Annotated in this window: 13 protein-coding genes; 8 read left to right on the forward strand and 5 right to left on the reverse strand. The window is 66.4% G+C overall.

All coding sequences use genetic code 11. The features are described 5' to 3' along the window. Positions 1 to 280 precede the first annotated feature (280 nt). Positions 281 to 1153: a type II toxin-antitoxin system RelE/ParE family toxin gene (locus RT460_RS10930; protein ID WP_313318988.1), complete on the reverse strand. Its 873-nt coding sequence runs from the start codon at positions 1151 to 1153 to the stop codon at positions 281 to 283. Positions 1154 to 1460: 307 nt separating this feature from the next. Between RT460_RS10930 and RT460_RS10935 the strand changes: the two genes are divergently transcribed. From RT460_RS10935 to RT460_RS10965, 7 genes are all read left to right on the forward strand, one after another. Further along, a complete protein-coding gene (locus RT460_RS10935) occupies positions 1461 to 2105 on the forward strand; it encodes a histidine phosphatase family protein (protein ID WP_313318989.1) in 645 nt (214 codons plus the stop codon). Positions 2106 to 2321: 216 nt separating this feature from the next. Beyond that, complete coding sequence (gene folC / locus RT460_RS10940) at positions 2322 to 3596, forward strand: bifunctional tetrahydrofolate synthase/dihydrofolate synthase (RefSeq protein ID WP_313318990.1); 1275 nt, start codon at positions 2322 to 2324, stop codon at positions 3594 to 3596. 67 nt (positions 3597 to 3663) lie between these two features. Then, positions 3664 to 4662: an SPOR domain-containing protein gene (locus RT460_RS10945; protein ID WP_313318991.1), complete on the forward strand. Its 999-nt coding sequence runs from the start codon at positions 3664 to 3666 to the stop codon at positions 4660 to 4662. Positions 4663 to 4720: 58 nt separating this feature from the next. After that, positions 4721 to 5470 carry a CvpA family protein gene (locus RT460_RS10950; RefSeq protein ID WP_313318992.1) on the forward strand — a complete coding sequence of 250 codons (750 nt, stop codon included), beginning with the start codon at positions 4721 to 4723 and terminating at the stop codon, positions 5468 to 5470. Between the two features lie 29 nt (positions 5471 to 5499). Then, positions 5500 to 6966: an amidophosphoribosyltransferase gene (purF, locus tag RT460_RS10955; RefSeq protein WP_313318993.1), complete on the forward strand. Its 1467-nt coding sequence runs from the start codon at positions 5500 to 5502 to the stop codon at positions 6964 to 6966. A 164-nt stretch (positions 6967 to 7130) separates the two neighbouring features. Continuing rightward, entirely contained in the window at positions 7131 to 7901 is a 771-nt protein-coding gene (locus RT460_RS10960; RefSeq protein WP_313319011.1) for a ferritin-like domain-containing protein, read from the forward strand. A gap of 101 nt (positions 7902 to 8002) precedes the next feature. Then, complete coding sequence (locus RT460_RS10965; protein ID WP_313318994.1) at positions 8003 to 8461, forward strand: hypothetical protein; 459 nt, start codon at positions 8003 to 8005, stop codon at positions 8459 to 8461. A 131-nt stretch (positions 8462 to 8592) separates the two neighbouring features. Here RT460_RS10965 and lpxH read toward each other — a convergent pair whose 3' ends face one another. From lpxH to ppx, 4 genes are all read right to left on the reverse strand, one after another. After that, positions 8593 to 9345: a UDP-2,3-diacylglucosamine diphosphatase gene (gene lpxH / locus RT460_RS10970; protein ID WP_313318995.1), complete on the reverse strand. Its 753-nt coding sequence runs from the start codon at positions 9343 to 9345 to the stop codon at positions 8593 to 8595. Between the two features lie 20 nt (positions 9346 to 9365). Continuing rightward, the gene (locus RT460_RS10975; RefSeq protein ID WP_313318996.1) at positions 9366 to 9908 is read right to left on the reverse strand and encodes a phosphatase PAP2 family protein; all 543 of its coding nucleotides are present in this window, start codon (positions 9906 to 9908) and stop codon (positions 9366 to 9368) included. Further along, positions 9889 to 11028, reverse strand: a complete 1140-nt coding sequence (locus RT460_RS10980; RefSeq protein ID WP_313318997.1) for a glycosyltransferase family 1 protein — start codon at positions 11026 to 11028, stop codon at positions 9889 to 9891. Before RT460_RS10980 ends, RT460_RS10975 begins: the two co-directional genes overlap by 20 nt. Positions 11029 to 11208: 180 nt before the next feature. Beyond that, complete coding sequence (gene ppx, locus RT460_RS10985) at positions 11209 to 12735, reverse strand: exopolyphosphatase (protein ID WP_313318998.1); 1527 nt, start codon at positions 12733 to 12735, stop codon at positions 11209 to 11211. A gap of 66 nt (positions 12736 to 12801) precedes the next feature. Here ppx and RT460_RS10990 point away from each other — a divergent pair. Next, on the forward strand, positions 12802 to 13157 hold a 356-nt coding region (locus RT460_RS10990; RefSeq protein WP_313318999.1), incomplete at its 3' end, for a hypothetical protein.

Here is a 13157-nt window from a genome sequence, read left to right on the forward strand (position 1 = left end):
GCTCGGCTGAGGCCTTACCGGTAAAGCCCCTGCCGAGCATGGCTCGGCACTACCGTTCCGCCCTCACCCTTTTGCACAGCGAAGGGGAGGGCTGGGAAGGGGAGGCCCTTCGCGGGCCGAGACAGCCAATGCGTCGCAACGCACACTGCACTGTTGTAGAGCCGAGCCATGCTCGGCTGAGGCCTTACCGGTAAAGCCCCTGCCGAGCATGGCTCGGCACTACCGCCGTGCCCCCCTCCCTTTTGCGTAGCGAAGGGGGGGCTGGGGAGGAGTTCCCTGCTTAGCGGTACGGCCCAGGCCCGCGCCACAGCAGTTCGCCATAGCGGTACACGTACATCACGATGACGAACTGGCGTGCGTCACCGATGTCCTGCAGTTCCGGCGATCCGGCCTGCAGCATGCGGCATTTGCTGGAGCCGCGGCGCAGGGCAACTTCAGCCGGGCAGACCATCAGGTAGGTGGTGCCGGGCAGCGGAATGGACAGCTCCTTCTTGCCATCGACTTCCTTGGCTCCGTCCATCCACGCGCGCAGCTTTTCCTCGCTGAGCAGGTCATAGACGATCTGGTAGCCGCCCACTTCCATGGCCGGGGCGCCAGCGCTGCGATCGACGCGTCGGCCGCTGTCGTCGCCCATGCCGGCAGACCGCCCCATGTTGTCCTGGGCGGTGGTTCGGTCCAGTGATCCGGGGGGGCGCCCGGTCCAGGTCTGCGGCCGGCGCGTCGCGCTATCGGCAGGATTGCTCGCAGGTGCGGCGCTGGTTTCAGGTTGCGCCTGGGCCTGTAATTGTTCCGGCGTCTGCTCCGGTTCCGCAGGCGGTTCGATGTAGCGGGCTTCGGGAACCGGCTTGCGCGGCTCACTGCGCCGCTGTGCGGTCGCCTTGCTGGTCGGGCGCGGCGTATGCGTGGGTTTGCGGGGGACAGGTTTCTGCTCGGCGTCGGGCGAGGGCGGCGCGTCACCGACGAAGTCCACCTTGACCCGACCGCCACCGGAGGCACCCTGGGGTGAAGACACCACGGGCGGGTTCGAATGCAGCAAAAGCAGCAGCATCAGCAGATGCAGCAATGCGCTGATCAGGGCGGCGGCCCAGCGGTTGCGGGGCTCGTTCCAGAACGGGGTGCCGGGATGTTGCGGGAGACTGGAAGGGTTGCGCATGCCGCGTCGAGGAGGGGAGGGCTGGTTGCTGACCCTCATGCGGAAGTCGAACCGTGCCACTGATAGGGAGCCGGTATCCTACGCCAGGAGCCCGCCTGCATCTGTGTCAACGTTGCCGCCGTTTGTTGCAGGCATGGTGTTGGGCCATGTGTCAGGGCCGTTGCCGATGCCGCGTGGGTACGGATGGGATGCCGTTGGCGGATCCGTATCGACGGTAACCTTGGGCGGTATTGCCATGCGGCCGGGCTATGATGCGCGTCCCGCCGGCTTCAACCGGCGGGCCCCACACCACAATGGAATCAGCTGCATGCGCATCCTGCTTGCCCGTCACGGCGAAACGCCGTGGAACGCCGAAGGCCGCTACCAGGGCCAGATCGACATTCCCCTCTCGCCGGTAGGTGAGGCCCAGGCCAAGGCGCTGGGCGAGCGGCTGGCCGATGTGCAGATCACCCGCGCCGTGGCGTCGCCGTTGAGCCGTGCGCAGAGCACCGCCAAGGCCGCGCTGGGCAGCGCCCGCGCGGACATGCTGCTGACCGAGCCAGACCTGCAGGAAATCGCCCACGGTGAGTGGGAAGGGTTGCTGGCCAGTGAGATCAACGACAAGGACCCCGCCCGTCTGCGCGCCTGGCGCGAGGAACCGGATACCGTGCTGATGCCGGGCGGTGAATCGCTGCGCCAGGTGCTGGACCGCAGCTGGCGTGGGCTGACCGCAGCTGCCGAAGGCCTGGGCGAAGACGACACCTTGCTGGTAGTGGCCCATGACGCGGTCAACCGGGTGATTCTGTGCAAAATCCTGGGTTTGCCGATCGCCAAGCTGTGGACCTTCCGCCAGGCCCCGACCACGCTCAACCTGCTCGAAGGGCCGGATGTAGAACATCTGGAAGTGGTGCGCCTGAACGACTGTGCCCATCACACCCCGTTCTTCGGTGAGGCCAAGCATCGCGCGCTGTAACGCAGGCCCGGTGCGCCTGTAGAGCCGAGCCATGCTCGGCTGGGGCATTGCCGGTAAAGCCTCTGCCGAGCATGGCTCGGCACCACCGCTGTGCTCTCTCCCTTTGGGGAATGTTTGGCGGCTGCGTGCAGCGGCCCCTGTATCATGGGCGCCATTCCCGCGCGCAACGCGCAGCCGGCATGCACTGTCGGCCCATGATCCAGAGAGTCCTTCCGCATGTCTTCCGCCCGTCCCGCCACGCTTGAGCAGTGGCTCGCCCATATCGAACAGCAGCACCCGCAGGCCATCGCGATGGGGCTCGATCGCGTGCGTGAGGTTGCCCAGCGCATGCAGTTGGGAAAGCCGGCCGCGCGCAGCATCGTGGTCGGTGGGACCAACGGCAAGGGCTCCACGGTGGCATTCATCGAATCCATCGCCCGTGCCGCGGGTTGGAAGGTGGGCGCATACACCTCGCCGCACCTGTTGTCCTACAACGAACGCGTGCGCATTGATGGCACCGATGTGGATGACGCCCGCCTGGTGGCCGGCTTCAACGCCGTGGAAGACGCGCGCGGCGACACCGCACTGACCTATTTCGAGTACGGCACGCTGTGTGCGCTGTGGTTGTTCCAGCAGGCCGGGCTGGACCTGGCGGTGCTGGAGGTGGGCCTGGGAGGCCGCCTGGATGCCGTCAATATCGTCGATGCCGACGTGTCGGTGATCACCACCGTCGATATCGACCACGCCGACTGGCTGGGCAATGACCGCGAAACCATCGGTGAAGAAAAGGCCGGGATCATCCGCGGCTGGAAGCCGGTGATCCTGGGGGAGATCGATCCGCCGTCCAGCGTGCTGCGCCGCGCCTATGTACTGGGCGCCAATGCCATTCGTTTTGGCAGCGACTTCTTTGCCGAGGCCATCGATGGCGAGCGCTGGCGCTGGCGCGATGTGTCCTTCCGCATCGAGTTGCCGCAGCCGGCACTGTGGGCACCGATCCAGTGCAACAACGCCGCCACTGCCATTGCCGCCCTGCGGGCGCTGGACAAGCCGGTGCCGCGCGCGGCCTGGGCGCAGGGCGTGGCCGAGGCCCGGATCGCCGGGCGCCTGCAGCGGTTCCAGCACCAGGGCGTGGAGGTGCTGCTGGATGTGGGGCACAACCCGCAGGCCGCGGCGGCGCTGGCCACTGCGCTCAAGGCGCAGCCGATAGCGGGCCGTACGTTGGCGGTCTACGCGGCGCTGGCCGACAAGGATGCCGAGGGCGTTGCCGCAGCCTTGCAGGCGCAGGTGGAGGCCTGGTTCTTCGCCGGGTTGGAAGGTCCGCGTGGTCAGACCGCCGCCCAACTGCAGGCCCGTCTGGCCACCAACGACGCCGGTGATGCGGTGCTTTCCGACACCGTGGCGCAGGCATTGGCCGCGGCGTTGGCCGCTGCGGGCGAGGGGGACCGGGTGCTGGTGTTTGGTTCCTTTCACACCGTAGCCGAAGCCTTGCCGTTGCTCCGTTCAGCTGACTGAGACGCCATTGCGCCCACGCCGCATATAATCGCGTAGGCACTCCGCCGCGCCGCCTGATACGCCCATTGTGGAAACTCCCCTGAAACAGCGACTGATTGGTGCCATCGTTCTGGTGGCTTTGGCCGTGATCTTTCTGCCGATGCTGGTCAAAGGACCGGCGCCGGACAGTGGTGTGCAGGACGTGCCGTTGCAGGCCCCCGCAGCGCCAGCGCCGGGACAGTTCGAAACCCGTGAACTGCCGCTGGTTGCACCCACCGCGCCCGCAGGCGGCGCGGTCGGCATGCCGGCGACCGTGCCTGCCGACACCGCTGCACCGGCGGCGCCGGCCGCCGCAGCCAATGGCTTGCCAGCCGCTGTCGCTGCGGGCAACTACGCGGTCAATTTCGGCGCCTATGCCAGCGAGGCCGATGCCGACGCGGTGATCGCGCACCTCAAGAAATCCAACCTGCCCGGTTTCCGCCAGGCTGACACCATCAATGGGCGCCAGGCGTGGCGGGTGCGTATTGGCCCGTATGCCGACCGCGCGCAGGCCGAGTTGGTCCGGCTGGAAGCAGGCAAGGTCCGCAATGACGTGAATGCGCAGGTAGTGGTACTCAACGCCGACGCTGCGCCCGCCGCGCCGGTGGCTGCGGCACCCAGCACGGCGACCCCGGCGCCGGCACCGGCACCGGTGCGCAGCGAGCCGCTGCCGCCCGAGCCCAAGCCGGTGGCGGCAGCGCCCCGTCCGGAACCGGCCAAGCCTGAACCGCCCAAGCCGGCTACTCCCAAGCCGGAACCCAAGCCCGAGCCCAAGCCGGTTGCGGCCGCGCCGGCAGCCCCGGCAGCCAGTAACGTCGGTTTTGCCGTGCAGTTGGGGGCCTTTGGTCAGGCGGCCGATGCCAATGCACTGCGCGACCGCGCACGCGCGGCCGGCTTCAGCGCCTTCGTCGAGCAGGTGCGTACCGACAATGGCGTGCTGAACCGGGTGCGGGTCGGGCCGGTCGCCAACCGTGCCGCCGCCGAGCAGCTCAAGGCGCAGGTCGCGGCCAAGGTGGGCGTTGCCGGCATGGTTCGACCCCATCCCTGATGCGGGCAATCGCTGAAGGCCCGGCGCAACCAACGCACCTGCGCGTGCGGGCCGCGCCATGATTGATCTGATCCTGCTCGGGATCGTTGGCCTGTCCGCCCTGTTGGGGCTGATGCGGGGCCTGCTGGCCACGGTTCTGGGCGTGACCACCTGGCTGATCGCCGGCTGGGCCGCCGTCCAGTTCGGCGAGCCGGCGGCGCAGCTGCTGTCCAATCAGCCTGGCGCGGGTGACTACGTCGGTGGGTTCCTGATGGTATTCATCGGCACCTGGCTGGGGATGTTGTTGCTGCGCCTGCTGTTGCGCAGCCTGGTCGACTCGACCCAGTTCCTGCGGGTGCCCGATCGCCTGCTGGGCCTGTGCCTGGGGGCAGTGCGGGGCTTGTTGTTTGCGGTGTTGGCGGTGTTCCTGCTCGGATTCACGTCCCTGCCGCGCAAACCCGCCTGGCAGCAGTCCAGCGTGGTGCCGATGCTGCAACCCATGGCGGGTTGGATGCGGGCGCAGTTGCCTGAACCGCCGGAGCTGCCATCGATGCCGTCCATGCCTTCGATACAGTCAGTGCCGATGATGGACTTGGGCAAGTCGGTGCTGACAGGCGATAATGCCGGACCGAACGATCAAGACCAGGGCAGTGGGCTGCCCGCAGCGCTGTTGGGGCTCAAGGGCCAGGCGCAGCGTGCGAATGACAGCAGTCCAGCCGACCCGGCGGGGGCATTGCCCGCCAACATCGATCCGGCGCAGGTGCGCCCGGGTCAACCCGACCCCAAACGGGTCGAGGCTCAAGGCCAGGCACGGCCACCTTCACGTTAACGGGCATTGCCCAGCGGAGATCGCGCAACATGTGTGGCATCGTCGGAATCGTCGGCAACCAGAACGTCGCCGGGCAGCTTTATGACGGCCTGACCGTCCTCCAACATCGTGGCCAGGACGCGGCCGGTATCGCCACCGCCGATGGCACCCGGCTGCGTGTGGAGAAGGCAAATGGCCTGGTGCGCGACGTGTTCGACGAGCGGCGCATGGGGCTGCTGCAGGGACGCATCGGCATCGCCCACGTGCGCTATCCGACCGCCGGTTCGGAAGGCACGGACGAGGCACAGCCGTTTTACGTCAACTCGCCTTACGGCATCGCCCTGGCGCACAACGGCAACCTGATCAATACCGAGGCGCTGCGTCGCCAGGTGTTCGAGGCCGACCGCCGCAATATCAACACCGATTCGGACAGCGAAGTGCTGTTGAACGTGTTCGCCTACGAGCTGGACGCGCAGCGCATGCTGACCCCGGAAGCGGCCATCCGTGCCGTGGCCGGCGTGCACCGCCGCTGCAAGGGCGGCTATGCGGTGGTCAGTGTGGTGCTGGGCCTGGGCCTGGTGGCGTTCCGCGACCCGCATGGCATCCGCCCGCTGGTACTGGGCAAGCGCGAGCATGCCGAAGGCATCGAATACGCAGTGGCCTCCGAATCGGTGGCGCTGGATGTGCTCGGCTTCGAGCGCATGCGCGATGTCGCCCCGGGTGAAGCCGTGGTCATCACCGAGCGCGGCGAACTGTTCACCGAAATCTGCGCGACCAATACCCAGCAGACCCCGTGCATCTTCGAGTACGTGTACTTCGCGCGCCCGGACTCGATGATGGACAACGTCTCGGTGCACAAGGCGCGCATGCGCATGGGCCAGAAGCTGGGCGAGAAGATCCTGCGCCTGCGTCCGGATCACGACATCGATACCATCATCCCGATCCCGGATACCTCGCGCGATGCCGCGCTGGAGATGTCCAACGTGCTCGGCGTGAAGTACCGCGAAGGCTTCGTCAAGAACCGTTACGTCGGTCGTACCTTCATCATGCCGGGGCAGGGCGAACGCGTTAAGTCGGTGCGCCGCAAGCTCAATCCGATCCACCTTGAATTTCGCAACCGCGTGGTGCTGCTGGTGGACGACTCCATCGTGCGTGGCACCACCAGCCAGCAGATCGTGCAGATGGCGCGCGATGCCGGCGCACGCAAGGTCTACCTGGCCAGCGCTGCGCCGCCGGTGCGTTACCCAAACATCTACGGCATCGACATGCCGGCCGCCGAGGAACTGGTCGCGCACAACCGCAGCGTCGAGGAAATCGAAAAGCACCTGGGCTGCGACTGGCTGGTGTACCAGGACCTGGAAGACCTGGAAGTTGCCGTACGCGAAGGCAACCCGGAGCTGAAGGAATTCGATTCGTCCTGCTTCAACGGCGAATACGTCACCGGCATCGAGCCGGGCTATTTCGAACGCATCCAGCAGCTGCGCTCGGACGAAGCCAAGAACAAGCGTCGCGCCTGACTCATAAGCCCCTCTCCCTGCGGAGAGGGGTTGGGATAAGGGCAGAACGAAGCGGCAATCCGCGAGCAGCCATGAACACGCAACAAGCACAGCCTGTGACCGCTGCATTCGTACCACCGGCCGAAGCCGCAGACTTCTCCCTGCTCGACGCCGCCTGCATCTGCATGGCCGCCGCCGATCCGCTTGAGAAAGTCGCGCTTACCCAGCACTACGCCGCGCGCTACCGAGCCGGCACTTTGAAGCTGCCAACAGAAGCGCCAGACCCCGATCCCATCCGCATGCCGGGTCGGCCACCGCAACTGGTGCTGGTGCACCCGCGTGACCTGCCACGTCGCGGCCTGGGTTCAACCGATGGACGCGCGGCGTTCATTCATGCCATTGCCCACATCGAACTCAATGCCATCGACCTGGCCTGGGACGCGGTGTATCGCTTCCGGGGCTTGCCTGGCAGTTTCCATGCCGACTGGGTGAGTTGTGCCGACGATGAGTCGCGCCACTTCATGCTGTTGCGCGAGCGCCTGTTGGCGCACGGCCACGACTACGCGGATTTCCCCGCCCACAATGGCCTGTGGGAAATGTGCGAGAAGACCGCGCACGATGGCCTGGCGCGCATGGCCCTGGTGCCGCGCGTATTGGAGGCGCGCGGGCTGGACGTAACCCCGGCGATGATCAGCAAGTTGCGTGCGCTGGGCGATGCGGCGACCGCCGATGTGCTGGAGGTGATCCTGCGCGAAGAAGTGGCGCATGTTGCCGCCGGTTCGCGCTGGTACCGCTGGTATTGCGAGCGTGCCGGGGTGGAGCCGCGCGGGCGCTTCAAGGAGCTGTTGCGCGAGTACGCCGGCGGTTACCTGCACGGCCCGTTCAACATCGAAGCGCGCCTGCTGGCCGGCTTTGATGAAGAGGAGCTGGCCAATCTCGTGGAGCAGGCTGGCTGAGCGCTCTTTCGTCGGTTGACGGCGGGCTTGCACAGGCAACACCATCGGCGGGACGAACGGTGCCGACACGGTCGCCGTGGCAACGTAGCCAGGAGAGTCCGATGAAGCAATTCTGCATTTCCGCCTTGATGCTGGTGGCACTGTCTGCCTGCGATGCGCAGAAGCCGGCGCCCGAGGACAGCAATGCGGCGGCCCCTGCGCCTGCACCGATGACGGCGAAGGCCGACAGCGTGCTCAAGGACGATTTTCCGCAGGTATTGCAGGCATCGGGTACCGAGCCGTTCTGGGGCGTGCGCGTGGATGGCGGCAAGCTGGACTACACCACGCCGGAAACGCAGGACGCGCCGCGTCATTTTGAAGGTGAGCGGACATTGAACGATGGCCTGCTGGTGGTGCAGGGCGGCGAAGGTGATGCCGCGTTCCGCCTGACCCTGGAACATGCGCCCTGCTCGGACGGAATGTCTGACCTGAGTCATCCCTATACGGCGGAGTTCGTGTTGGGCAAGGACACCTTCAAGGGCTGTGCGCGCGATCCGGCGGTTGCAGTGGAAGCCCCTTGATCCAACGGCAGGAGCGGCGAAAGCCACGCAGCGAACAAACAGAAAGCCGCCAGACGTGATTGCGATTGCAGTCCCGTCAGGCGGCTTTTGCATTTGCGGCTTCGCGGCGTATGCCGCTGCGGGCGATCGCGTCAGCCTTGCGGCAGCTGCAAGGCTTCCAGGCGGAAGCCATCGGCATCCACCCGCAATACCGAACCCTGCTCGTACCAGTCGCCCAGCACGATGCGGGTGCAGCGGTGCTCGCCGGTCTGCAGGTTGTGGATCGCCGGGCGGTGGGTGTGGCCGTGGATCATGGTGTCGATGCCGTAACGCTTGAACGTGGCCACTACTTCGGCCGGCGCCACGTCGGTAACGGTCTCGAACTTGGCGTTGTCGCCCTGCTTCATTTCCGATTGGTGGGCCTGGCTGGCGGCGCGGGCCTTCTGCGCGAAGGCAACGCGGGCTTCCAGTGGCTGGGCCAGGAACTGGGCAATGAATGCCGGGTTTCGGCTCTGCGCGCGGAAGGCCTGGTAGGCCACGTCGTCGGTGCACAGCAGATCACCGTGCTGCAGCAGTACCGGCTTGCCGTACAGCTCGATCACCGCCGGGTCGGGCAGGATACGCATGCCGGCGCGCGCGGCGTAATCATTGCCGACCAGGAAATCCCGGTTGCCACGGATGAAGTACACCGGCACGCCGCTCTGGCTGAGTTCGCGCAATGCCTGTGCAACCGCGTCGGCAGCGCTGGACGGTGTGTCATCGCCGATCCATGCCTCGAACAGGTCGCCCAGGATGTACAGCGCCTCGGCCTGGCGCGCTTCGTTGTGCACGAAGTCCAGGAACAGTGCGGTGATGGCTGGACGACTCGGGTCCAGATGCAGATCGGAGATGAACAGCGTGGTCATGCCCGCATTGTAGGGCCTGATCAGGCCAGCAGCAGTGATCCGATCTGCAGCGAAGCCGTGCCCAGCAGCAGGCCGATGCCGGTGGCGGCCAGCACGTCACTGGGATAGTGCAGGCCCAGCACGACCCTGGACATCGCAACGCCGACCGTGAAGGGCAACAGCACCGGCGCCAGCCACGGGTAGTACGCCAGCGCTACCACGGTGAAGGACACCGCATGCAGGGTGTGGCCGGACGGGAAGCTGTATTCATCCAGCGGCGCGACCCAGGCGCGTATGCGCAGGTCGGCAGCGAACGGGCGGGGGCGGCGCGTCCAGCGTTTGAGCGCCTTGTACAGGGTCAATGCCAACACGCCGGTGGCGGCCATGTGGACCGAGGCCTGCAGGCCGTCCAGGCCGTCGGCCAGCACCAAGGCGCCCATCAGCAGGTACCAGAACACCCCGTCGCCAAGCCGACTCAGCGTGGAGAACACCACGCGGATGCCGCGCCGGCGGCCATAGCGATTGGCGCGACGGCACCAGCGTGCCTCGCGTGCGGCGATGCCTTCAGGCGGCAGCAACGGCATGGCAGCGTCTCCGGTTGGCCAGTTCGCTCAGCAGGGCGTCGAACTCGGCGACCACCTGGTCCGGATGCAGGCGCTGCATCGCGCGGCTGGCATTGGCGCCCAGGGTGGCGCGTATTTCATCGTCATTGGCCAAGCGTGTTGCGGCGGCAACGAAGGTTTCATCATTGTCCACGGCAATTCCGCTATATCCGTTCTGCAGATGTTCGCGGGCCGCGCCATAGTTGAACGCGACCGTCGCCACGCCACTGGCCATCGCCTCGAGCGTCACGTTGCCGAAGGTCTCGCTGCGGCTGGCGAACAGGAAAAGGTCGCCACTGGCAAAATGGCGGGCCAGTGCTTGGCCACGCTGCACGCCGCAGAAAATAAAGTCCGGGTGCTGCTGCGCCAGCGTCTCGCGCATCGGGCCATCGCCTACCCAGACAAAGCGGGCATCCGGGCGCTGTTGCTGGATCCGACGGAAGGCGCTGATCGCCAAGCCAAGGTTTTTTTCCGCGGCAATGCGGCCCACGTAGATCACCACCAGGCCATCATCCTGCACGCCCCAGCCAGCACGCAGGGCGGCATCGCGCTTGTTGGGGTCGAACTGGCTGCCATCGACGGCGCGCGCCAGCAGGCGGGCGCGGTTGAAGCCGTTCTCCTGCAGGAACTGCTGCAGTTCGCGGGTGGGCACCAGCGTGGCTTCGGCCTGGTTGTGGAAGCGACGCATCCAGCGCAGGGCGGTGCCTTGCAGCCAGGCGGCGCCATAGTCCGGCAGGTATTGGTCAAAGCGCGTATGCAGGCCGGAAGCGACCGGTATGCCCAGGCGTCGTGCAGTGCGCATTGCCGACCATCCCAACGGGCCTTCCGTGGCCACGTAGATCGCATCCGGGCGCTGTTGCTGCCATTGCCGTGCCAGCAGCAGCGGCGCCGGCAATCCAAAGCGCAGGCCGGGGTAGCGCGGCAGCGCTGCGCTGCGTACCAGCACTTCGTGAGGGGCGGGATCGCCGTCGTGTTGCTGCCGCGGACGGACCACATCCACGTCATGGCCGCGTTTGCGCAGCCCGTTTTCCAGCCCCTGAACGGTCAGGGCCACGCCGTTGACCTCCGGCGGATAGGTCTCGGTGACGATCGCGTAGCGCATGGCTGCCTCCCGGTTTTAGCGGAAGGATGCGCGTGGGCTGTGGCGCCTATGTTTCAAGGGTATGCAGGCTGTGTGACAGCGCTGCGGGCAGATGCGGGCGGATCCAGGGCGCGCTGGCGGGACCATCCGCTCACATGCTGTCGGCGGCGCGGGCGTCTGCCCGGACCGCCGCAGGCGGGGTCAGGCCACGAACGGGCGGAAGGTGATGCCGAGGCCGGTCATGCCCTCGGTCTCGCCGATGAGGTCGGCACGCAAGAGTGGTCGTGCATCGATGAACGCCTTGGACAAGACCAGTGACAAGGTCGTGCCATCCACCGACAGTTCCAGCGTCGGAATGGGATCGGCTTCATGCGCACGGTGCAGCAGCACGGCCAGTCGCAGCAGTGCTGCCGTCCGCTTGGCGGGCAGCAGCAGGCGCTCGGGCAATGCGTCGAATGCGGTCTTGGGGATACCCCGGCGATGGGTGCGGATCAGTGCGGCAAGCATCTGCTGCTCCTGCCGCGAGAAGCCGGCGATATCCGAATGCTCGATCACGTAGCTGCCATGGGTGTGATAGCCGCTGTGCGCGATCATCAAGCCCAGCTCATGCAGGCGTGCCGCCCAGCCCAGCATGCGGGCGTCGTCGGCATCCAGCTTCCAGGTATCGGCCACCTGTGCGAACAGACGTTGTGCGGTTTCCTCGACACGACCGGCCTGGCTTTCGTCGATGGCGTAGCGGTTGGTCAACGCGGCAACCGACTCGTCACGCGGATCGTTGTCGCTGGCGCGGCCCATGATGTCGTAGAGGATGCCCTCACGCATGGCTGCCTTGCTGACCAGCAGCTTCTGCAGGCCCAGCGCCTGGAAGGCGGCTTCCAGCACCAGCACACCGCCGGCGATGATCGGGCGGCGCTCGTTGGACAGCGTGGGCAGCTCGATCTCGTTGATGTGCTTGGCGCGCAGCAGCTCTTCACGCAGCTGCGGCAACGCTTCGGCGGTGATCGCGCCCTTACTCAGCTTCATCGCCGCGCAGATCTCGCTGATGGCCTTGTGCGTACCGGACGAGCCCAGTGCCTCCTGCCAGCCCAGCGTCTTGTACTTGTTGGCAAAGGGCTGGAACTCGGCGCCGATCTCGGTGAGTGCATCCTTCCAGCGCTTCTTGCTCAGCTTGCCGCCAGGGAAGAAGCGACGGGTGCTGGCGATGCAGCCGGCCTGCAGGCTTTCGCGTTCGAGCGTCTGCATGCCTTCGCCGATGATGAATTCGGTGGAGCCGCCGCCGATGTCGATCACCAGCCGGTGCTGGCCCGGCTTGGGCGGCTGCGCGTGGGCAACGCCGAGGTAGATAAGGCGTGCTTCTTCACGGCCACTGACCACTTCAATGGCGTGGCCCAGCGCAGTCTCGGCCGGCATCAGGAACGACAGCGGCGAACGCAGCTGGCGCACGGTATTGGTGGCCAGGGCGCGCACGCGATAGGACGGGATGTTGCGGATGCGCTGGCCGAAACGGGCCAGGCACTCCAGCGCGCGCTGGCGGGCTTCGGGCGACAGGCCGCCCTTGCCATCCAGGCCATCGGCCATGCGCACGGTTTCACGCAGGCGGTCGACAACGCGCAGCTGCCCGAGCAGGTAGCGCGCGATGACCATGTGGAAGCTGTTGGAACCCAGGTCGATGGCGGCCAGCAGGTCGCCGTCCTGCAGGGGCGGTGGGGTCATTGAGGACTGGGGCATGGCGGAATGGTAGCGGATGAAAGGGCCAGGAACGTAGTGGGCAGGAAAGTAGAGGCCAGGAACATAGTGGGCAGGAACAAGGAACGGGAGTTGGCGCCGGACATGCTCATGGGCCTGACGCTAACGGGCAGCAACGTAGGAGCCGGTGAACGCCGGCAGATCGCCGTTGTCCCCACTGGTTCCTCGTTCCTGCCCTCTGGTTTCTGCTTCAGAGCAAGCAACGTAGGGGCCAGTGAAAGCAGGCAGATAGCCGTTACCGCCACTGGTTCCTCGTTCCTGCCCTCTGGTTTCTGCTTCAGAGCAAGCAAGGTAGGGGCCAGTGAAAGCCGCCAGATCGCCGTTGCCCCCACTGGTTCCTCGTTCCTGTCCTCTGGTTTCTGCTTCAGAGCAAGCAACGTAGGGGCCAGTGAAAGCCGGCTGCT

It is taken from the genome of Stenotrophomonas sp., assembly GCF_032061965.1.
Lineage (GTDB): Bacteria > Pseudomonadota > Gammaproteobacteria > Xanthomonadales > Xanthomonadaceae > Stenotrophomonas.